General features: G+C 67.0%; 19 protein-coding genes. 8 read left to right on the forward strand and 11 right to left on the reverse strand.

Annotated elements, in window-relative coordinates:
• Positions 1-265: 265 nt before the first annotated feature.
• The 4 genes from KY501_RS30170 to KY501_RS30185 all read right to left on the reverse strand — a co-directional run bounded on the left by KY501_RS30170 (position 266) and on the right by KY501_RS30185 (position 4710).
• On the reverse strand, positions 266-1165 hold the full coding sequence (locus KY501_RS30170) for a dioxygenase family protein (protein ID WP_224366989.1): 900 nt from the start codon (positions 1163-1165) through the stop codon (positions 266-268).
• Between the two features lie 151 nt (positions 1166-1316).
• Entirely contained in the window at positions 1317-2246 is a 930-nt protein-coding gene (locus KY501_RS30175; RefSeq protein ID WP_224366990.1) for a LysR family transcriptional regulator, read from the reverse strand.
• A gap of 28 nt (positions 2247-2274) precedes the next feature.
• On the reverse strand, positions 2275-2802 hold the full coding sequence (locus KY501_RS30180) for a hypothetical protein (RefSeq protein WP_224366992.1): 528 nt from the start codon (positions 2800-2802) through the stop codon (positions 2275-2277).
• A gap of 156 nt (positions 2803-2958) precedes the next feature.
• A complete protein-coding gene (locus KY501_RS30185) occupies positions 2959-4710 on the reverse strand; it encodes a hypothetical protein (protein WP_224366994.1) in 1752 nt (583 codons plus the stop codon).
• A 222-nt stretch (positions 4711-4932) separates the two neighbouring features.
• Between KY501_RS30185 and KY501_RS54015 the strand changes: the two genes are divergently transcribed.
• Together KY501_RS54015 and KY501_RS30195 are read left to right on the forward strand one after the other, a co-directional pair.
• Positions 4933-5838, forward strand: coding sequence for a M12 family metallopeptidase (locus tag KY501_RS54015; protein WP_224366996.1), 906 nt, complete (start codon positions 4933-4935; stop codon positions 5836-5838).
• A 111-nt stretch (positions 5839-5949) separates the two neighbouring features.
• On the forward strand, positions 5950-6831 hold the full coding sequence (locus KY501_RS30195; protein ID WP_224366998.1) for a dienelactone hydrolase family protein: 882 nt from the start codon (positions 5950-5952) through the stop codon (positions 6829-6831).
• A gap of 79 nt (positions 6832-6910) precedes the next feature.
• On the opposite strand, the gene KY501_RS30200 is transcribed toward KY501_RS30195, so the two are convergent.
• The 5 genes from KY501_RS30200 to KY501_RS30220 all read right to left on the reverse strand — a co-directional run bounded on the left by KY501_RS30200 (position 6911) and on the right by KY501_RS30220 (position 10405).
• A complete protein-coding gene (locus KY501_RS30200) occupies positions 6911-7501 on the reverse strand; it encodes a hypothetical protein (protein WP_224367000.1) in 591 nt (196 codons plus the stop codon).
• A gap of 105 nt (positions 7502-7606) precedes the next feature.
• A complete protein-coding gene (locus KY501_RS30205) occupies positions 7607-8584 on the reverse strand; it encodes a hypothetical protein (RefSeq protein WP_224367069.1) in 978 nt (325 codons plus the stop codon).
• 194 nt (positions 8585-8778) lie between these two features.
• Complete coding sequence (locus KY501_RS30210; RefSeq protein WP_224367002.1) at positions 8779-8940, reverse strand: hypothetical protein; 162 nt, start codon at positions 8938-8940, stop codon at positions 8779-8781.
• A 130-nt stretch (positions 8941-9070) separates the two neighbouring features.
• The gene (locus KY501_RS30215) at positions 9071-9538 is read right to left on the reverse strand and encodes an NUDIX domain-containing protein (RefSeq protein ID WP_224367004.1); all 468 of its coding nucleotides are present in this window, start codon (positions 9536-9538) and stop codon (positions 9071-9073) included.
• Between the two features lie 30 nt (positions 9539-9568).
• Entirely contained in the window at positions 9569-10405 is an 837-nt protein-coding gene (locus KY501_RS30220) for an oxidoreductase (RefSeq protein ID WP_224367006.1), read from the reverse strand.
• 123 nt (positions 10406-10528) lie between these two features.
• Between KY501_RS30220 and KY501_RS30225 the strand changes: the two genes are divergently transcribed.
• From KY501_RS30225 to KY501_RS30240, 4 genes are all read left to right on the forward strand, one after another.
• Positions 10529-11434 (forward strand): LysR family transcriptional regulator, encoded by a 906-nt coding sequence (locus tag KY501_RS30225; RefSeq protein WP_224367008.1) that lies wholly within the window; start codon positions 10529-10531, stop codon positions 11432-11434.
• 236 nt (positions 11435-11670) lie between these two features.
• Positions 11671-13536 carry an Ig-like domain-containing protein gene (locus KY501_RS30230; RefSeq protein WP_224367010.1) on the forward strand — a complete coding sequence of 622 codons (1866 nt, stop codon included), beginning with the start codon at positions 11671-11673 and terminating at the stop codon, positions 13534-13536.
• A gap of 110 nt (positions 13537-13646) precedes the next feature.
• Positions 13647-15167: an FG-GAP repeat domain-containing protein gene (locus tag KY501_RS30235; RefSeq protein ID WP_304608657.1), complete on the forward strand. Its 1521-nt coding sequence runs from the start codon at positions 13647-13649 to the stop codon at positions 15165-15167.
• Between the two features lie 33 nt (positions 15168-15200).
• Positions 15201-16208, forward strand: a complete 1008-nt coding sequence (locus tag KY501_RS30240; RefSeq protein ID WP_224367011.1) for an ASPIC/UnbV domain-containing protein — start codon at positions 15201-15203, stop codon at positions 16206-16208.
• Positions 16209-16212: 4 nt separating this feature from the next.
• Here the strand turns inward: KY501_RS30240 and KY501_RS30245 are convergent, their stop codons facing one another.
• Complete coding sequence (locus KY501_RS30245; protein WP_224367012.1) at positions 16213-16611, reverse strand: GFA family protein; 399 nt, start codon at positions 16609-16611, stop codon at positions 16213-16215.
• A gap of 43 nt (positions 16612-16654) precedes the next feature.
• The gene (locus KY501_RS30250; protein ID WP_224367014.1) at positions 16655-17584 is read right to left on the reverse strand and encodes a metallophosphoesterase family protein; all 930 of its coding nucleotides are present in this window, start codon (positions 17582-17584) and stop codon (positions 16655-16657) included.
• A 59-nt stretch (positions 17585-17643) separates the two neighbouring features.
• On the opposite strand from KY501_RS30250, the gene KY501_RS30255 reads away from it, so the two are divergent.
• Positions 17644-18699: a hypothetical protein gene (locus tag KY501_RS30255; protein WP_224367016.1), complete on the forward strand. Its 1056-nt coding sequence runs from the start codon at positions 17644-17646 to the stop codon at positions 18697-18699.
• Positions 18700-18769: 70 nt separating this feature from the next.
• A complete protein-coding gene (locus KY501_RS30260; RefSeq protein ID WP_224367018.1) occupies positions 18770-19576 on the forward strand; it encodes a phytanoyl-CoA dioxygenase family protein in 807 nt (268 codons plus the stop codon).
• The last annotated feature ends 1 nt before the right edge of the window (position 19577 follow it).

Genomic DNA, 19577 nt, shown 5'->3' on the forward strand with positions numbered 1-19577 from the left:
TGGTCATCGGGTGCCAGCATCCGCTGTTGATCTCCAATTGTTAGCGGCCTCGGCAGGGAGCACGCCGCTGCTCTGGAAGCGGGAGGTCAAGGAAGTGCATCACAGGCGTGGCTGGGCGCTGTGACCATCAACCGGATGGCGCTCCGCCCACCGCCCCTCCGGTTCTACGCAGGCTCCATCGCGATGGTCATCCTCGGGGCAGGCTCACGCGTCAGGTCGATCTCCCAGATCATCCGGAGGGTGCCGCGCCATGCTCCTATTCGTCTCAATTCTCCGGGGAGAGCATGTCGGAGGGAAAGGTGTTGGGGTCCGCAGGATTGACGCCCGACTTTATCAGCGCCTTGACGTGCTCGCTGCTGGCATCGCACAAGGGAATGCCCGTCGAGGAGCGGACGATGAATGTCTTCCAGGCCAGCAGCGCACAATCCGGCATCTTCTGGGTTTGGAGCACGAAGTCACCCTGTTTGTCGGGTGCCGCCGTCTTGTCGGTCGAGTTGCGCGTGTCGCGGACACCGCGCGTGTTGTAGAGCGCCTGGGTGTTCAGGATGTCGTCGTTGAGCGAGTCCTCGAAGTAGAGTTGAGACGTCACGCTCTCGGTGCCCGCGATCTTGATGGTGAAGTGGATGTGCACGGTCCGGCTCTTGTACCAGCCAGGAAAGCAGGTATTGAAATCCACCCGGCCCTCGGTGTTCGTTGTCTGCACACCCCGGAACCAATGCGCGGCTCGCGCCTTCTCGTCATCGGGATTGCAGAGCGGGTGCTGATCGTCGCCCGAATAGACCCCCTCGGGTCCGGCATGCCAGATGTCCACGCTCGCCCCTGGAACGGGCTTGCAGTTCTCATCCAATACCCGGAACGCGAGCCGCACGGGCAGCCCCGCGTGACCCTCGCTGATGTCCTTGCGCACCTTCGTGCTCCCATAGCAGGGGCCCACGACCTGCTCGCACGTCAGCTTGCACGCTGCTCCCACCTGGGAAGTGAAGGGATTGGGGTAGGCACTTGCGCCGGTCATCGCGGCGGTGCCTCCGGTGGCCCAGCCCTTCCCCATCTGCTTCGCGGGTTGCTTCGCCCACGCCAGGAAACGGGGAAGAGGAAGCGCCACCACCGCCAGACCCATCGCGCCGAGCAGCCCCCGGCGCGTCATGCTCTTCGTTTTCGTGCTCATTGGCATTTCGAAAATCTAAACGCCGCCTCTCCTCTGCGGGAGTGAGCAAATCATGATGATCTCCATCGGCGTGGATGATGGATCATGATGGGGACACTTTGTACGGGCGACTCGAATAGCTCTCGTGCGAGCAATTACCCGTGGGCCGGGTTCATGCCTTTCGCCGAGGCGGTGCCGCGCGCTCAGCAGACGACAGGCGGCGCCTCAGCTCGTCGAGCAACCACCGGCCGGCGGTCCCCAGCACGCGGTCGCGTCTGTGGGCCGCATAGATCGTCAGTCCATCGCTTGGGGTCGGATCCTCGTCGAGCTGGAGCGGTACCAATTGCCCCGCGGCGATCGGTCCGGCGACGAGATGCTCGGGCATACGACACCACCCGAAGCCGGCAAGCAGGAAGTCGAGACGCCGCCCCAGATCGACGAAGCGCCAGAGCCTGGAACTCACGAGCCCATAATTGGCGCCGCCGGAATCGAACGGATCCGACAGCACGAGCTGAACGTGCGGCTCCAGGTCTCCTCGCGTCACCGGCCGTCCGAGCATGGCGAGCGGATGAGCGGGCGCCACCACGGCTCGCAATCCGATGCGCAGCAGCGGGTAGGCGGCGATGTCGTCGGGGACAGTGGGCAGGAGCAGACAGATCGCCAGCGCGGCCGACCCGTTGCGCAGGCGTCGCAGCGCGCCTCCGAGCCCCTCGGTCGAGAAGCTGACCGGGAGATCAGGGAAGGTGCCGCTGAGCGCGCGAAGGCTATCGATCAGCGGCGTCGTCGGCACCAGGGGATCGATCGCGAGCGCGAGTTCGGGCTCCAGCCCCGCGCGGGTGCTTGCCGCCACCGCTTCGAACCGGGTCGCGCTCGCCAACACCAGCCGCGCCTGCTCGACGAGCACGCGCCCGATCTCGGTCAGCCGCGGCCGGTGACCGCTCCGGTCGAAGAGCAACACCCCCTGCATGTCCTCGAGCGTCGCCACGGCCTGGCTGATCGCCGATTGCGCACGGCGGAGCTTGCGGCCAGCAGCGGAAAAGCTGCCCATGTCGGCAATCGTCACGAGGACGCGCAGTTGATCCAGAGTGAGGTTGCCCATCATGATCCATCATCCATGCCGATGCAGATCATCACCCACCGGGTTCGCCGCCGGCGAGGAATGCCGCGTTGTCGATGCCGAAGCGATAGGGCTCCGCCTCGCCTCGGGCTTTCTCGAGGAAGGCGAGCGCCAGCGGCCGCGCTTCCAGCAGTGGCCGCTCGGCCATCCGAGCGCAGTCGGCAAGCTGTATGAGATAGGTTCCGGCGTCGTGCGAGCTTGCCCCGGCGCGGAGGGCCGCTTCCCCACCCTCGATGAGAGCGCGGACGATCGCGGGCCCCGCGGTATCAGGCTCGTAGCGGAAGAGCTCTGTCAGCGCCTCGGTGAGCCCGTATGTCCCAGGCCGTATGGGACGCGCCACAAGCCTCGCCGCGATCGGCGCAATGATCAACGCTCCGCGATGGGTCAACTCGTAGGTAATGTGAAGGAGCGCCCATTCGCCCAGCGGCTCGAGGTCGAGGGCGTCGAGGAGCTCGTCGAGCGACGCCCGCTCCACGTTCCTGCGAGCGGCAGCCCCCTGGTCATCGGCGCTGCGGCCCACCAGTAGTTCTATCAGTCGCATGTCGCGTATTGACCTGCCGACAGATCGATCGGATGCACGCTCCCGTAATACATGTTCTTCCCCTGTCTTGTCGCGACCTTGTTCTTCCGGGTGGCCATGTGCTCCCCTGTCGTTGAGCCCTGAGGACCAAAGCATAGGCGGAGTGGAAACGAACGCTCAGGGCGCTCCTTTGCCGATGCCCTTGATGATGGGCACGGAGAGCAGGAGCAGGAGGAGCACTCCCACCAGCCAGTACGCCCAGGTGCTATCTGGCGCAGGTGCCTTCGCGCGCTCTGCGGCAAGGCGGGAGCTCTCCACGGCGCTGGCAAAGCGCGCGGGGTTGAAGAACAGGGGCTTCAACTGCTCCAGCCGAGGCGCTGCCGCCTGCTCATGGAGCCGCTCGTTGATGCGCTGCACGAGGCGCTCCAGAGCTGCGTCCACCTGCGCATCCGGAGGTCTGGACAGGATCAACTCCGAGAGCCCGGCGAGTTCCCTCCACGTCGGATCCCACACCGAGAACCAGTTCTGGGAGCACGCCCGGAGGTACGACTGCACGAGCCAGCCGGTTTGCTCCGCGCTCGCATGCGCCTGGGCCAGGCGGAGCACGGCGAGTTGCTCACGCCGCTGACGCATGGCATCCGCAGCACTCACGGTCGGCTTGTCCAGGAGGGCGGTCAGCTCGGCCATGGCCTGCTGGAACTGCTCCTGATGCCGCGCCTGGGCGCTCTGGGACAGAGCGTGCGCCAGAACCGCGACGTCCGCGCCCGGAGCCACCTCCAGGCCACGAGTGGCCTTGCGCAGTGCTGGCAGCGCGCTCCGGCGCCGAGCCTGGAGCAGCTCCACCGCCAGCGGGTCGGCGCTGCGCAGAGGCTCCTGTAGTGTGGCCAGCAGGGCCGGCACCACCACCGCATCTGGCAGTGCGGCGATACAGCCCCTGCCCTTTCCGCCGTCCAATCCCAGCGCGGAGAGTGCCACCAGCAACCGCACCGCCAGGGCATCGCCGCCCCGACACAGAATCTCGAGGACCGGCGCCGCCGAGTCTCCGCGAAGCCCCGCCACCCGCGAGCCCGTCATGGGCCAGGCCTGATCCAGCATCTCCCGGGCGTGCTGGCGCAGCCGCTCATCGCCCGCATAGGCGGCCCTCACCAGCCCGCGAACCGCGTCGTCCACGGCGAGCGTGCCGAGCGCAACAGCCACCACCTCCCGCACCTCGGAACGGGGGAACGCCTGGGGCACCGCGCTCTCGGGGAAGGACTTCCGGAGGGCTTCCACCCGCAGGGAGGCCTCCTGGTATGCCGCCTCGCGGGTGAGCGCCTCGAGCAGCACGGGCACCGCGTCCTCGCGGCCCACCTCACCCAGCGCATACAACGCGAGCAGCGGTGCCAGCGTCCAAGCGCGCTCACCCGCAGGGCCTGCCTTCACCTCCGCGGCAAAGTCTCGAGCGAGCGGCTCACGGGCGGCGGCTGACAGGACGTCTCCCTCGGAGTACCTGAGAGCGGTCACCTGGTCGACCGGCCCCTCCGAAGCGGCGAGTTGGAGAAGCAGCGAGGCGCCAGGCCACCTTTCGAACCCGTAGCGGGAGAGGCCTACGTCAAAGGCCCGGGCCGACTCGTGCTCTCCGAGCGGTATATCGACAGTGATGGGAGCTCGGCTCCGGGGTGGGAACGTCCCCCAGTCGGAGACCTGGCGCCTGTTCGAGAGGCGGTCCTGGGAGTCTCCGGAGAAGACCTCGAATTCCAGCGGCCATACGGCCTCCGCGAGCGTGTTCTCCACCTCCACGGTCAGCGCCAGGACCGGGTAGGACTCATAATAGCGGTGAACCTTCCTCCTCCGCGTCGTGACTTCGCCGGTGACACTCCGGATGACCACAAGGCCTCGCTCCCGCTGCAACAACAGGGGCGGCCCCAGCTCGAGACGGTCGCTGATCATGGAGGCCGCGCCAGGGCACGGGAGCAAGGCAACGACGGCCAAGAGGGCGACCCAACACCGCATGGCGAGAACCTACCCGACTTTCTGTCGCCTGACGTGTCAGTGACACGCCAGTGACAGGTCATGGGCCTGCAAACACACGTCGATGAAGTTCCCAGGGGGCTCTGGAGCGCGGAATGGTTCGTGCATTGGAGCCCGAGCCCACCCACCAGGAGACCCAACGTGACACGCACCCGGTTGTTTCATCCACTCACCTTGGCGCTGCTGCTGCTGGCCCCCGCGATGGAGGCCCGCGCACAGAAGTCGATGGGGCAGACGATTCCCGCCCCCACCGAGTCCAAGCCTCTGGCGCCCTGGGAGCGCCTGAGCATCGACGAGAAGCCAACCACCGTCCAGGTCCGGCGCTCCGCGGACTCCAAGCCCGTCCCGATGGTCATCGTGAAGAGAGGCAACCTGGCCATCACGGAAGGGGACATGGTTGTGGGCGAGCACGGCAAGACGCTGACCGGTGTCATCTCGATGGAGAATGCCATCCGGAATCCGCAGATGAAGTGGCCCATGGTCAACGGAAAGGTCGTCGTCCCCTACGAGGTCGCTGCCGGAGTTCCGCGCCAGCAAGTCCAGGCCCTCCAGGCCGCCGTTGCGGAGTTCTCACAGAAGACATGCATCCAATTCGTCCCGCGCACCTCCAAGGACAGGAATTATGTCAGCGTGTTCCAGGGAGACGGCTGCTACTCCTATGTCGGTTGTGTCCAGCAGGGAAAGCAGGAGCTGAGCCTGGGACAGGGCTGTGAGTTCAAGGGCACCGCCGTGCACGAACTCATGCACGCGCTGGGCTTCTACCATGAGCAGAGCCGCCCCGACCGAGACCAGTACATCACCGTGAATTTCCAGAACGTCGAGTCGGGGCTGGAGGATCAGTTCGACGTCTGCCAGGACTGCACGACGCAGGACATTCCTTATGAGTACGACTCCATCATGCATTATGGGGCCCAAGCCTTCACGAAGAACGGAAAGGCCACCATGGTGCCCAAGAAGGCGGGTGCGAAAGTCGTGGAGCCCTATGACAAGCCGGGTCTCACGGCGCTCGATGTGAAGAAGATCCACAAGCTGTATGGGTGCAAGTAACAAAGGATGCGCGGCCCTCGGCAAGAGCCGAGTGATCCAAGCGCTCACGCAGCGCACCAGCAGCCTGCTCTCGACGGCGCCCGCGTGATATGCTGCGGCACCATGGCAGAGATGAAGAGAGCCGAGGATTTCGACCAGGACCTGCTCATCCTGTTCGATGCGTACGTGCACGGCGACATCGATCGCCGCGGATTTCTCGAGAAGGCGGCGCGCTTTGCCGCCGGCGGAGTCACCGCCACCATGCTGCTGGGCATGCTGTCGCCGAGGTTCGCCGAAGCGCAGCAGGTGCCGAAGGACGACGCACGGCTGAAGACGGAGTACGCCGAGTACGAGTCGCCGAAGGGCTACGGCAAGATGCGGGGCTACCTGGCGCGCCCAGCGAAAGCCACGGGCAAGCTGCCCGCGATCCTCGTCATCCACGAGAACCGCGGCCTCAATCCGCACATCGAGGACATCACGCGGCGGCTGGCGCTGGAGAACTTCATGGCGTTCGCGCCCGACGCGCTCTTCCCTCTGGGCGGCTACCCTGGCACCGAAGATGACGCGCGTGCGCTCTTCCCGAAGCTGGACCAGGCGAAGACGCAGGAAGACTTCGTCGCGGCCGTCCAGTGGCTGATGAAGCGGCCGGACTCGACCGGCAAGGTCGGCGTGGTCGGTTTCTGCTACGGCGGCGCCATGGCGAACATCCTCGCGACGCGCGTACCCAAGCTCGCGGCAGCCGTGCCCTTCTACGGCACCTCACCAGCGCCTGAAGAGGCAGCGAAGATCAAAGCCCCGCTGCTGCTCCACTTCGCCGAGAATGACGCGCGCGTCAACACGAGCTTCCCTCCGTACGAGGCGGCGCTGAAGGCGAACAAGGTGCATTACCAGGCCTTCACGTATCCGGGAACCCAGCACGGCTTCAACAACGACACGACACCGCGCTACAACCCCGAAGCCGCGAAGCTCGCCTGGACACGCACGCTGGAGTTCTTCAACAAGTACCTGCGCTGACTCAGGGCTGATTCGGCTCAGCCCCAATGCCCTTGAACGGATTGAGCGAGGAGGACCCTCGACTGATTCGCGGGGAAGATTATTTCGGCCGGGCAGCGAGGTACGCGTCCGTCTGGGATTCGAGGTTGTGGGCCACGGAAGGGGACACCCTCGAGAGGATCTGCCATTCCAGCGCCAGGTCCCGCATGAGCACCGGACGGGCATAGGAGAGAGGGTCGCCCTTGAACATCTTCTGCTCGCCCGTCCTGTCATCCTTCACGGGAGAGGCGGGATGGGGTCGGGTCCGGCCGATGGTGGTGTAGGTGAGGCGGTACGCGTTCAGCACGAAGCGGCCGTCTCCGAGCTGCTTCCCCATGACGAAGCACCGCTCTCGGACGGCCCCGATGTCGAGGCTCTGGTCGAACTTCGCCTGCCACGAGGTGCGGACATAGAAGGGGTCCGTACTCTCGATGATGAGATACCCCTGCTCCTCGAGAACCTCGCGCGCCGCATCCAGGACCTGCTCGGGGGGAAGCCGATAGGCAACATGGGCGGCACTGCGCTCGAGCAGGCTCTGGCGCTCGGAGGTGGTGGCACAGCCAGTCCCCCCGAGGATCAACAGACCGAGCAGTACCCCCGAGAGCAGCACCCGGGTTCGCGTTCCCTCTGACAGCCGGCATGCAGCGAGCACCCCGTCCTCCTGACGTGCATGAAGCGGATCGCTTCTCGAACGTCCTGGCCGGCCCGGCATATCGATTCACCGGGAGTGCGCACCCTGCCCACACCGCGCACTGGCTCAGGGCTGGTTCGGATCGGCCCCGATGCCCTTGAACGGATTGAACGTGTACGTCGTGGAGAACGACGCGGACGGGCTGAAGTAGTAGGCCGCGAGCTTCGCGGGATCAAAGGCGATCTCCCCGCGCAGGATGGGGCCGTCGTTCTGGTCATCCCAGCCCCACGGCGCGTTCGCCGAGTTCGTGCCGCAGTTGCCCGCGATGAGGCCACAGCCACCGCTGGTGTCGCCCAGGAACGTGCCGTCGGAGGCGAACAGCGAGGAGAGGCTCCGGCGCTGCCACAGCCCCTCGGAGCCGTAGAGGTCGATGAGCTTGTAGCGCACATCCGAGTCCGTGGGCGACGAGGGCTCCTCGGCGGTGCTCAGCGAGGGGTAGTACTTCACCCCGTCCCCGACGATGTCCACGGCCGGCCACGCCTTGAGCCCGTGGCCCTTGGCCTCCTGGGCGGTGATGGGGTGCGCCACGTTCTCGAACTGGGCGAGCGACAGCGTGCCGTCCACCGTCTCCGTCCCCGAGCCGAGCGGGCTGCCCGTCGGCACGAACGAGTAGAAGTCCTTGTGGGCCACCGTCACCGCGCCGAGGAGCTGCCCATATTCACTGCCGTCGCGCTGCACGATGAGCAGCACGCCCTCGCCGTCGTTCTCGTGCTCCGTGTCGAAGATGGAGTCGGACCAGTCGCGCGGGTGGAAGTACGTGTAGAGCAGGTACCAGTGCGTACTCGTCTCCACCACCGACTGGTACGCATGAGCGGTGAGCGCCCGCCCGGACGTGTTGTCCCAGTTGTTCGCGCCGTTCCAGTCGCCGTCGAAGTCCACGCGGGTGAGGTAGTCGGACTTGCCGCCCAGGGCGTGCGATCCCGTCTGGTCCACATCCTGGTAGTGGATGGGCGCCCACCGCTTGGTGAGCGCGGCCCGCGCCGCCGTCGAGCCCACGCCGTTCAGCAGGGGGCTCTTCGACATGCCGAGCGAGTCTTCGTCCATCACGCCCTCTCCGCACGCGGAGAGCAGCAGCAAGGAAGCGGTGGCGACAGCTGTGGCGAGAACCTCTGGGGAACGACGAATGGAGCGAATCAAATGCCCTGCCTTTCTGGGGGAGGGCAAATCAAACGCGTTCCTGCAAGCCTTGTGAAGCAAGTTCTAGGAGAACTTCTCGTAAAAACAGGCTCACGAGCAACTCACGGACTGAGATACTTCAAGTGGCTACGGCTGATGTTCGCGTAGGTGATGTGCGGTCTGCCCGCCGCGTCCAACGCCAGGGATGTGTTGAAGATGACCGGACTCGTAGGGCCCAGGTTGATGATCTCCCATCCCGTGCCCGTCCATTTCGCATACTTCAAGAGGAATCAGGCTACCGAGACGGAGAGGTTTCATAGAGGCGAAATGCTAGCCAGAACCCCTGACACCCCTTTCCAGCCCTCTCCGCGCAATTCTTGCCATGAACCTAACACTCATCTCGAGACGAGGGCTTCACATCCTTCTGCCGAAAGGCGTCCCTTCGGCCGTGATCATCGACATCGGCACCACTGGCGCCCCGTTGAGGACCGATTCGAACACCTCGAGGACCTCGAACCCGCGTAGTGGCAGTGTCCGCAGCTCCGCCAGCGTCACCCACCGCGCCTGCAACGAGTGCTCGTCGGCCGTCGTCTTCGGTGCCTTCGCCCCACTTGGCCGCGCGACGTAGAACACCCGCACTCGCGAGTAGTCCGGCAGCGGCGTGTGTTCGATCCGCAGCACCCCGGTCAGCTCGACCTCCACACCTGTCTCTTCCAACACCTCGCGGCGCGCCCCGTCCGCGAGCGTCTCCCCGAGCTCGACCCGCCCCGCTGGCAGATACCACCGCTGCCCGTGCTTGCGCTCCTGCACGACGAGGAACCGGTCCTCGTCGCGGACCACCACCAGCGCGAAGTACCACGATGGAATCGCCTCTTTCGTCATGCCTCCACCATAGTCCGTCCGAAGGCAGGCTCAGGCCTTCGCATCGAACCCGTCGGTCGAGACCGCGAGCGTGCGCCATGCGGCGACTTCCTCGGCGACCTGCCGGTTCTTGGCCTCGATGCGCGCCAGCGTGTCACTGCCCAGGGGCAGCCGCAGGGGCGGGTTGGAAGCATCCACCAGCGCGAGGAAGGCCTTGGCCAGCTTGGCGGGATTGCCCGGCTGCGCGTGGTTGAGCTCACCCGCGACCGTGCGCGTGACGCCAGACGTGGCGGCGTAGTCGGCGATCGGCCGGGCCACGGAGAGCGACTGCCCGTCGAGGAAGTCCGTGCGGAAGAAGCCGGGCTCCACGACGGTCGCCTTGATGCCCAGGGGGGCGAGCTCGGCGGCCAGGGCTTCCGTGAGGCCCTCCACCGCGAACTTGGTGGCGCAGTAGACGCCCCAGCCGGGGTAGGCGCCGTAGCCTCCCACCGAGGAGACGTTGATGACATGCCCCGAGCGCTGGCGGCGCATGTGCGGCAGCACCGCGCGGGTGACAGCCAACAGTCCGAACACGTTGGTGGAGAAGACGCTCTCGACCTCCTTCGCGCTGGCCTCCTCGACGGCGCTGAGCAGACCGTAGCCCGCGTTGTTCACCAGGATGTCGATGCGGCCGAAGCGCTGGATGGCTGCCTCGACGGCCGCATGGATCTGCTCCTCGCGGGTGACGTCGAGCCGGACGGCGAGCAGCCGCGGGTGGTCTCCGAACTTCGCCTGAAGGCCCTGCGGATCACGAGCCGTGGCCACGACGGCGTCGCCCGCGGCGAGGACCTCGGCAGTGATGAGGGCACCGAAACCACGAGAAGCTCCAGTAATGAACCAGGTACGCATGATGAGACTTCCTTTCCAGAAGGCCGCCGGACGGGTTCGTCGGCTGGCAAAAGCAAGGTAGCGGGAGGCTTCTGATGAGTGAATCTCTTGAATCTTCACCGAGCTGATGAGTTCATCTCAGCAATGAAGCGAATCGATCCCGCGGCCCTCTCGCCCTTCCTGGCCATCGCGACCCACCGCAGCTTTCGCCGGGCGGCGGTGGAGCTGGGGGTATCGCCCTCCGCGCTGAGCCACTCGCTGCAGGGCATTGAGGAGCGCCTGGGGGTGCGGCTGGTGAATCGCACCACGCGCAGCGTCGCCCTCACGGAGGCCGGCGAGCGGCTCTTCGCGCGCATCCGCCCGGCCTTTCGAGACATCAGCGATGCGCTCGAGGACCTGAACGCCTTCCGAGGCCAACCGATGGGGACGTTGCGCATCAACGCGGCCCGGCAGTCGTCGCAGCTGGCGCTCATGCCCGTGGTGACGCGATTTCTCCGAGCCTATCCGGACGTGCGCGTCGAGATGAGGGTGGACGACGCACTGAGCGACATCGTCTCGGAGGGGTTCGATGCCGGGGTGCGCTTCGGCGAGAGCATCGCCGCGGACATGCTCGCGGTTCCGATTGGCCCGCGGCAGAGGTCCGCCGTCGTCGGGTCGCCGGAATACTTCTCGCGCCATGCCATGCCCAGGACGCCGCATGAGCTGCGCGAGCTGCCCTGCATCCGCTTCCGATTTCTCAGCGGAGTCCTCTATCGCTGGGAGTTCGAGCGGGACAGCGAAGAGGTGGTGATCGAAGTCGATGGTCCCCTGACCCTCAGCGATCAGGGCCTCATGGTGGATGCGGCGCTGGCGGGGGTGGGTCTGGCGTATGTCTTCGAGGCGCAGGTGAGCACGCTGCTCGCAGAGGGCCTCCTGGTGAGGGCACTCGAGGACTGGTGCCCGTCCTATCCCGGCTTCTTCCTCTACTACCCCAGTCGCCGTCAGCTCCCGACGGCGCTGCGAGCCTTCGTTGATTTCGTGAAGGCCGCGGCATCATCGGGAGACAGTTGAGCGGCAGGACCCGCCAGGAAGAGACGGTCTGGGAACTCAGCCGAAGCAGGATGGCTGCGGGCTGGCATGAAACGTAGTGAGAATGGCGGCGCATATTCGCGCCGTGTAAGCACAAAGTCCAATTGCGATGACCCGGCATTCTGGGTAGGGGTGACCGCGCGCTGACGTGGCCTGGCACCTCCTCTGGTTGCTGGCCGCCTGGGTCTTTCCCCAGCATGAACTCAGCGCCACATCGCATGAAAAACCTGCCGATCTCACTTCTTGCCCTCTGCTTGACGCTTGCCGTCACTGGCTGCCACAGCTCTTCGTCTCCATCAGACGATTTCTCGATCCATGTCGTCCTCGCGGAGACCCGCATCTCCGCAGGGACGAAGACCACCGCGAAGGCCCAGCGGATCTATGACGATGGCCGCGTCGTCGACCTCGACGCCTCCACTTCACAGCAGTGGACTTCGTCTGCTCCTCAAGTGGCCTCCATCCAACCGCAACCGGACGGCACTGTCGAAGTGACGGCTCTCAAGCCTGGTAGCGCCACCATCACAGTCAATGCGGACGGAGTCTCGGGCGAGGCAACCCTCGAGGTCACCGAAGCTCGCCTCCTCTCGCTGCAGGTGTCACCCACCAGTGCCTCCGTGCTTGCAGGCCTCACTCAGCAGTTCACCGCCCAGGGCACCTACGGCGACGGCACCACGAGCGACGTGACGAACAGCGTGACGTGGACCTCGAGCAACACCGCCCTTGCCACCGTGAGCGACACGGGCCTGGCCACCGGCGTGGCCGCGGGTGGGCCCGTCACCCTCACCGCTACCCTGGGTGGCGTGAGCGGCACGGCTCAACTCAGCGTCACTGCTCCCCCGCCCGTGCTCACCTCCATCAAGCTCACCCCCGCGACAGCTTCAGTTCTCCAGGGCTCGACACAGCAGTTCACCGCCCAGGGCACCTACGGCGACGGCTCCACGAGCGACGTGACGAACAGCGCGACGTGGACCTCGAGCAACACCGCCCTTGCCACCGTGAGCAGCACGGGCCTGGCCACCGGCATGGCCGGGGGTGGGCCCGTCACCCTCACCGCTACCCTGGGTGGCGTGAGCGGCACGGCTCAACTCAGCGTCACTGGGTGGACGTCCGCAGGGTCCATGTCCACGGGCCGCTACAACCACACCGCCACGCTGCTCGCCTCGGGCAAGGTGCTCATCGCTGGGGGGCGCAATGGGACGACCACCCTGAGCAGTGCTGAGTTGTACGACCCAGCTACCAACTCTTGGTCTCAAGCCCATGCCATGTCCAAGGGCCGCTTCGCTCACGCCTCCCTCTTGCTCGACGGTGGTTACGTGCTCGCCACTGGGGGCGTCGGCGCCCTCACCAGCGCGGAGATGTATGATCCGGCGAGCGACGCCTGGTATGAGGTCAGCCCCATGAGCGGGGGCCGCTCCGGTCACACCGTGACGCTGCTTCCCTCGGGCCAGGTCCTCGTCACCGGCGGCACCGACGGCAACAACGCTCTAGCCACCGCGGAGGTGTTCGAGCCGCTCGCCAACCTCTGGACTCCGGCCGCCTCCATGAGCACCGCCCGCTTCAACCACACGGCCACGTTGCTCTCTTCGGGCAAGGTCCTCGTCACAGGGGGGTCCAATGGCTCCGGGAGCTTGAACAGCGCTGAGGTGTACGACCCGGCCACCAATTCGTGGGCTCCAGTTGCCACCATGGTGACGCGCCATAGCCTTCACACCGCCACGCTGCTCTCCTCGGGGAAGGTGCTCATCTCAGGGGGGACATCGCTCAACGATGCCTCTTCCTCTGAGTTGTATGATCCAGGCACCAACGTCTGGTCCACGGCGGGCGCCATGGTCGAAGGCCGCTCCCGCCACACCGCCACGCGGCTCGATTCGGGCCAGGTGCTCGTCGCGGGGGGCGACGGCAGCAGCTATTACAACACCGCGGAGTTGTACAACCCAACCACCCCTTCCTGGTCCGCAACCGCCTCCATGGCCACGCCCCGTGGAGCTCACACCGCGACGCTGCTGACCTCAGGCAGGGTTCTCGTCGTGGGCGGCGAAGATGGCACCCGTTCCCTCGCCACGGCGGAGGCGTACGTGCCCTGAGCGCACACCGCTAGGAAGCACGGCCCCGCTCTGGGAGACCGGAGCGGGGCCAGCCCCGTGTCACAGCCACGCACGCTTCCATGCCCCGAGACATGATACACTCCGTGCGAATGCGTCCCCCCGCGGTGGCAGCCCTGCTGTGTCTGCTCGTCTCGCCCGCCTGGGGCGCGGATGGGAAAGAGAAGAACCTCCTCCGCCAGCTCGACTCGCGCGAGGCGCTCCAGGACTCCCTGGAGTCCTTCTTCGACACCCGCTTCTGTGCCCCCGTCAAGCAGGGGCGCTTCGCGTGGCCCGAGGAGCTCGCCGCCCCCGGCATCCACCTGCCCACCGAGTCCTTCGTCTGGATCACCTCCTGCAGCATGCGCGCGCTGAGCTTCGAGCCCGGTCCCCAGGGCGCCTCCTTGCACCTGCTCTTCGAGTTGGAGGGCCTGGACCACGACGGGGCCCGCCACTCGATTCGCAGCGAGGCCGACGCCACCTTGAGCCGCCCCCGCCCGGACGCCTGGCGGCTGGAGCAGCTGAGCCCCACCTCCCGGCAGGAGGCCATCCGCCCCGAGCCGCGCTTCATCGAGCAGGCCGAGGCCGCGGGGCTCGTGCTCCCTGCCGAGGCTGACGGCGAGGCAGCCGGCATGCAGGCCGCCATGAACAGCGGCGCGCTGGCCGTGCGCGACTTCGATGGAGACGGGCTGCCGGACGTGCTCTTCGCGGATCCCCGCGCGCTTTACCTGTTCCATGCCACGGCCCCGCTCCACTACACCCGCACGCGCCTGGACGTGGCCCCGCCCAAGGGCGCGTGGTTCTCCTCGCTCGCGGCGGGGGACTTCGACGCGGATGGAGATGCCGACGTCGTCATCACCACGCAAACCGCCTGGAACGCCGACTCGAAGCCGGTGGCCCTGCGCAATGACAAGGGGACCTTCACCGTCGTGGCCTCGAAGCTGCCGCCCGCAAACGCGCACACCTCGCTCGTCACGGACTTCGACGGGGACGGCAAGCTGGACGTGGTGTTCCTGCACTACCCGATGAAGTTCGGCCCGGATGACTTCCTCAACGCCCGCGATGGCCGCCCGGCTCGCTTCTTCCGGGGCAAGGGGGACCTCACCTTCCAGGAGCTCTCCCCTCCCAAGGCCGAGCAGCACCGGCGCTGGGGCCTCGCCGCCGTCGCCGCGGATCTGCTCGGCGAGGGAAGGCCGCAGGTCTACGTGGCCAATGACTTCGGCGACAATGATCTCTGGCGCTTCGATGCCGACGGAACACCCCGCGACGTGACGGAGGCCCACGGGTTGAGGGACCCGGGCAACGGGATGAGCGCGGACGTGGGCGACGTGAACGGAGATGGGCTCCTGGACCTCTACGTCGCCAACATGTTCTCCAAGGCCGGCACGCGAGTGCTGGCTGCCGCCTCCCAGGTGCGCCCCGAGCTGAAGTCCCGCCTGGACAAGTTCGCGGCCGGCAACACCCTCTACCTGGCGCGCGGAGATGGCACCTTCGAGGAGGTGGCACGGGCCCGGGGCGTCAACCGGGGCCTGTGGGCCTTCGGCTCCATCTTCCTCGACGCGGATGATGATGGGCGGTTGGATCTCTCGGTGGCCAACGGCTTCTACAGCGCCCCGAATCGAAAAGATCTTTGAAGTGTCTACTGGCGCCAGGTCCTGGCGCTCTCAATGGAAGGCAGATCGATCGGCCGCAACAACCCCGCGGCGGCGACGGCCCCGTACGCCATGGTTCAGTCCACCGGGCCCTCGCCGCTCAAGCGCGCCGGGCAGACGGGCTTCGAGCAGAGCTTCTCTGGCTGGGAGCCCAAGAAGCTGTGGATGCAGCGCCCGGATGGAACCTTCGAGGAGTGCGCGTATGCGGACGGCTTCGAGTCCCGCGCGGATGGCCGCGCCCTGGTGGCGCTGGACTTCGATGGAGACGGGGATCAGGAGCTGCTCCTGCTCAACCGCGCCAAGCCGCGCCTCCAGCTCTTCGTGAACGAGGGCGCCGTGGGCCACGCCCTGGAGCTGCGCCTGCGCGCCACCCGGGGAGACACCGAGGCGAGCACCGCCACCGTGCGCGTGCGCACGGCCTCGGGCACCCGGGCCTTCCCCGTACTGCTGACGCGCGGCTACGTGAGCTCGGTGGAGCCGGCCGTGCACGTGGGGCTCGGCACTGCGGAGCAGGCGGAGGTGGAAGTCACCTGGCGTCCCGGGGTGACGGAGTCGTTCGGCACGCTCCAGGCCGGCCGCCGGTGGGTGCTGAACGAGGGAGGAGCGAAGGACTCCACCGCCTTTGCGGCCCGAGCGCCCCGCGCGAGCACCGCGAGGCTGCCGCTGCGCCTCGAGCAGGTGGGCGAAGTGAAGGCGGGGCGGCCCACGGCGGTGCAGCTCTTTGCATCCTGGTGCAAGCCCTGCCTCAAGGAGGTGCCCGTGCTGTCCAAGCTCGCCCAGGAGGGCCGGTGGCAGGTGCTCGGCCTGGCGGCCCACCCCGCCGAGCAGGTCCAGGCCGAAGCCTCGAAGATGGGCATCCTCTACCCCGTGGCGCCGCTGGCACCCGAGGTGGCCGAACCGCTCTCTCCGGGCGGCCAGCTCGCCCTGCCCACGGTGCTGCTCTACGACGCGTCAGGGCGGCTGGCTCGCGTCGTGCGCGGCGGTGACTCGCTGGAGGCGGCGCTCGCGGAGGTCGCTCCCTAGGAACCTAATCCATGTGTTCCAGCTCGATGCCCGTGGGCAGCGCCCAGGCATGGCGCCTGGCCTCGTAGACGGAGACCTTCGGCGCCGGGAAGCTGGGATCGGCGAAGGCCCCGACGGCCACGGCGACAAAGTCCGGCAGGGCGTTCAAGTCCCAATACACGGTCGAGCCACACGCCGGGCAGAAGTAAGAGGTGACGGAATTGCCACTGTCCGCCACCCGCGTGAACGCAGTGGAGCGCCCTTCCATGGAGACGTCCTGGCGACGAAACCGCGCTTGGACGCCGAAAACGCTTCCGGTCCGCCGCTGGCACGCGAGGCAGTGGCACATGGACAGCCGGACGGGCTCGCCCGTGCACACCACCTGCAACTGTCCGCAACTGCAGGCTGCTCGACGCATGGTCATGTCCCCTCTCCTCCCTGACAACGGCCCGCCACGTCAACCCCGGTCACTTGCGCAGCGGAAGGCCAGCAGAGACCGTCTCCAGCCGCAAGTGTCCGTCCTTGAGCTCCACCACGGCATGGCCATCCGGAGCGTCCGGGAGGTTGACGTGGAAGGTGCCGCGGTACCAGCGAGCCGGCCCTTCGCCAGACGGGGGCGCCGGAAGCCGTGCCCGAAGCTCCTCGGGAAGCGCGGCCACAGCCGCCGCAAGGCGCGCCTCGGCCTCAGCCGGCTCGCGTACCGCGAAGTCATCCCACACGCACCCGTAGGGCGAACCCATGTGCCCCGAGACCGTGAGATCCACATCCAGGGCCTGGGCCAGGAGCCCCACCAGCGGCACCTTGCCCGGACTCACGTGCGTCACCAGCACGCGGATCTCCCCTTCCACCCGGGGCTTCGCGGAGTCGAGCAGCGCGGAGATCTCCCGAGCCGTCGCGCGGATCTTCCCGCGTCCCCCATCGAGAGGCGCGTCTTCGCCCAGGAGCTCGGGCAGGAGGTTTCCCCCGAGGCCAAAGAATCGGAACGGCCGGCACTCGGCCGTCCCCAGCAGCGTCAGGTTGGGAATGTGCCGGCGCCCCGCCAGCAGCTCGGCGACGACAGCTCCGTCCTCGTGATTCCCCCAGACCGCGAACGTGGGCAGCGAGAATCCTCGGCCCGCATGCAACCATCCGCCCAGATCGGACAGGGGGAGCTCCGTGCGGATGAAGGCACGGAGGGCGTCGCCCTTCAGCTTCTTGGCCTTCTGCTTCGTCTCCGCGGGCAGCTTCGAGTGAACCACTCGAAGGAAGAGCTCGCGCGACTCGATGCGGTCGACGCTCTCCTGGTCGTAGAAGCCGAAGTCTCCCGCGTGCAAGACTGCGTCGGCCCGGGACTCCTTCGCGAGCCGTTCGATGATGTCCAGGTGACCATGGGTGTCGGAAATAAGGAGCAGGCGCATGATGTGCGTCCTTTCGAGGAGGCGGCGTGGCTCGCCGTGGCAGAAACGCTGACGACACCATGGCACCCAGGCTGCCGCGCCGGAACGGACAGAAAACCGGACAGCGCTTGGAGGAGGCCCAGGCCCCCATTGGCTACACGTGGGCCGACTATGTGGAAGCCCTGGTTGCGGAGCACGGGACCCTCGCCGCGCTCGCGTGGAAGCTCGTCGAGCGGGGCCTGGCTGAAGACACCACCTCCGTGGAGCGGGCCATCCGTCGTCTCCGAGGACGGGGCCAGCGGGACGGAGGCCTCATCGGCCAGCGGCTCCTGAGAGTCTTCGGGGTGCCCGCGACGGTCGAAGCCCAGGCCCGATGGATGGGGACGTACCACAGCCCTTTCGGAGACCTGCCCGTCCAACTCTGCGTTGACCAGCTTCGCCTGTGGGATCGGCCACCGCTCTCCGAGTCGAGGGCCCGGGTGTGGATCCTCCTGGGCCTGGCGGGCGTGGCGCTGCGCCGACGGGCCTTCGACGATGCAAAGACCCTCCTCGAGGGGGCTGCGGCGCTCGTGGACTCGCCCGCGGCCCGGATCGAGCACCACCTGGCGACGAGCTACCTCCTGAGCCGGCTCGACGCGGACGTGGCGCGAGCGGAGGCTGCCGCGCGCCCACACCTGGAGAGCGCCCGGAACATCCTGGACGCGGCCCGGGTGGAACTGCCCCCTGCGGACGCGGCCTGCTTCCAGGCGCGGCTGGTCGATCACCAGGCCTTTGACGCCAACCGGCGGGGTGACGCGGCTGGAGCGCTCGCGCTGTATCGCTCCCTGCCGACCGAGGACGTGCACCCCTTCGCCAGCTATCGCCGGGACGCAGGGCTGGCGTTCGGCCTCCACCGCCAGGGTGCCCGCGAGGAGGCGCTCGAGCTGGCACGTCGAGCCTGTGAACACGCGGGCGATGGGGGGTATGTGCGCTTACGGGTGATGGGATTGCTCATCGTCGCGCGCATCCAGGGGGCACCGGACAACGCGGGCACGCTGGCCCGAGCCTCAGCCATCGCGAAGCGGCTCGAGGACTCCGAGCTGTTGCTCCGGGTAGAGCGAGCACAAGAGCGCTCGTCGAAGCACCGGGGCGGATAGTCCAGGGCAGATCCACTACACTCGAGGCTCTTCCAGAGGTGGGACAGCCGAGGCCCGGCAGGACACACGCATGGAACTGAAGCGCTCACAGGTGGAGCAGTATGAACAGCAGGGCTATCTCTTCCTCGAGCGCGTCTTCTCCGCTCGGGAAGTGGCAGCCCTGGACGCGATCATCCCAGAGCTGCTCGCCGTGAAGAACTTCTCCGGCCTGCGGCGCTGCGATGTCACCGGTCAGGTGCGTCACATCCACGGCACGCACCTCTACAACGAGCAGATCCGCAAGCTGGCTCGGCATCCGCGCCTTCTCCAGCCCTCGGAACAGCTCCTGGGCGGCAAGGTGTACGTGCACCAGTCCCGGCTCGTTCCGAAGCTCGGCCTGGCGGGACCGGCTCGCGGCTTCCCGTGGCACCAGGACTTTCCCACCTGGCACGTGCGCGACGGCATGCCTGGGCCCCGCGCCGTGGTGGTGGCGGTGTTCGTCGACGAGGTGACGGCCTTCAACGGCCCCATCCTCTTCATCCCGCGCTCCCATCACCTGGGGATGATGACCACAGACGACGGACCGGTGATGGAGGGCTACAAGCAGCTCAACGTGAGCGACGAGCAGGTGACGCAGCTCTTCAAGGCGGAGGGAATGGTCGCGCAGTTGGGCGCTCCGGGCTCGGTGCTGTTCATGCACAGCAACCTGGTCCATGCCTCCTCGGAGAACATCTCTCCGCTGCGCCGGGCGATGCACCAGCTCGTCTACAACTCCGTGGAGAACATGTGCACCAACCCGGTGCGCCCCGAGGAGGACGCGGCCCGGGACGGCACTCCGCTCGAGGCGCTCTCGGGGGACTGTCTGCTGGAGGGGAACCGTCCTCGTCCGGAGGCATAGT

Source organism: Hyalangium versicolor (assembly GCF_020103695.1).
In the GTDB taxonomy this organism is placed as follows: domain Bacteria; phylum Myxococcota; class Myxococcia; order Myxococcales; family Myxococcaceae; genus Hyalangium; species Hyalangium versicolor.

Excerpts from the sequence above, each read along its gene's own strand:
- KY501_RS30170 (WP_224366989.1), bottom strand. The coding sequence starts at position 1,165 with ATGAGCACGAAAACGAAGAGCATGACGCGCCGGGGGCTGCTCGGCGCG.
- KY501_RS30175 (WP_224366990.1), bottom strand. The coding sequence starts at position 2,246 with ATGATGGGCAACCTCACTCTGGATCAACTGCGCGTCCTCGTGACGATT.
- KY501_RS30180 (WP_224366992.1), bottom strand. The coding sequence starts at position 2,802 with ATGCGACTGATAGAACTACTGGTGGGCCGCAGCGCCGATGACCAGGGG.
- KY501_RS30185 (WP_224366994.1), bottom strand. The coding sequence starts at position 4,710 with ATGATCAGCGACCGTCTCGAGCTGGGGCCGCCCCTGTTGTTGCAGCGG.
- KY501_RS30195 (WP_224366998.1), top strand. The coding sequence starts at position 5,950 with ATGAAGAGAGCCGAGGATTTCGACCAGGACCTGCTCATCCTGTTCGAT.
- KY501_RS30205 (WP_224367069.1), bottom strand. The coding sequence starts at position 8,584 with ATGGACGAAGACTCGCTCGGCATGTCGAAGAGCCCCCTGCTGAACGGC.
- KY501_RS30215 (WP_224367004.1), bottom strand. The coding sequence starts at position 9,538 with ATGACGAAAGAGGCGATTCCATCGTGGTACTTCGCGCTGGTGGTGGTC.
- KY501_RS30220 (WP_224367006.1), bottom strand. The coding sequence starts at position 10,405 with ATGCGTACCTGGTTCATTACTGGAGCTTCTCGTGGTTTCGGTGCCCTC.
- KY501_RS30225 (WP_224367008.1), top strand. The coding sequence starts at position 10,529 with ATGAAGCGAATCGATCCCGCGGCCCTCTCGCCCTTCCTGGCCATCGCG.
- KY501_RS30230 (WP_224367010.1), top strand. The coding sequence starts at position 11,671 with ATGAAAAACCTGCCGATCTCACTTCTTGCCCTCTGCTTGACGCTTGCC.
- KY501_RS30235 (WP_304608657.1), top strand. The coding sequence starts at position 13,647 with ATGCGTCCCCCCGCGGTGGCAGCCCTGCTGTGTCTGCTCGTCTCGCCC.
- KY501_RS30240 (WP_224367011.1), top strand. The coding sequence starts at position 15,201 with ATGGAAGGCAGATCGATCGGCCGCAACAACCCCGCGGCGGCGACGGCC.
- KY501_RS30245 (WP_224367012.1), bottom strand. The coding sequence starts at position 16,611 with ATGACCATGCGTCGAGCAGCCTGCAGTTGCGGACAGTTGCAGGTGGTG.
- KY501_RS30250 (WP_224367014.1), bottom strand. The coding sequence starts at position 17,584 with ATGCGCCTGCTCCTTATTTCCGACACCCATGGTCACCTGGACATCATC.
- KY501_RS30255 (WP_224367016.1), top strand. The coding sequence starts at position 17,644 with ATGGCACCCAGGCTGCCGCGCCGGAACGGACAGAAAACCGGACAGCGC.
- KY501_RS30260 (WP_224367018.1), top strand. The coding sequence starts at position 18,770 with ATGGAACTGAAGCGCTCACAGGTGGAGCAGTATGAACAGCAGGGCTAT.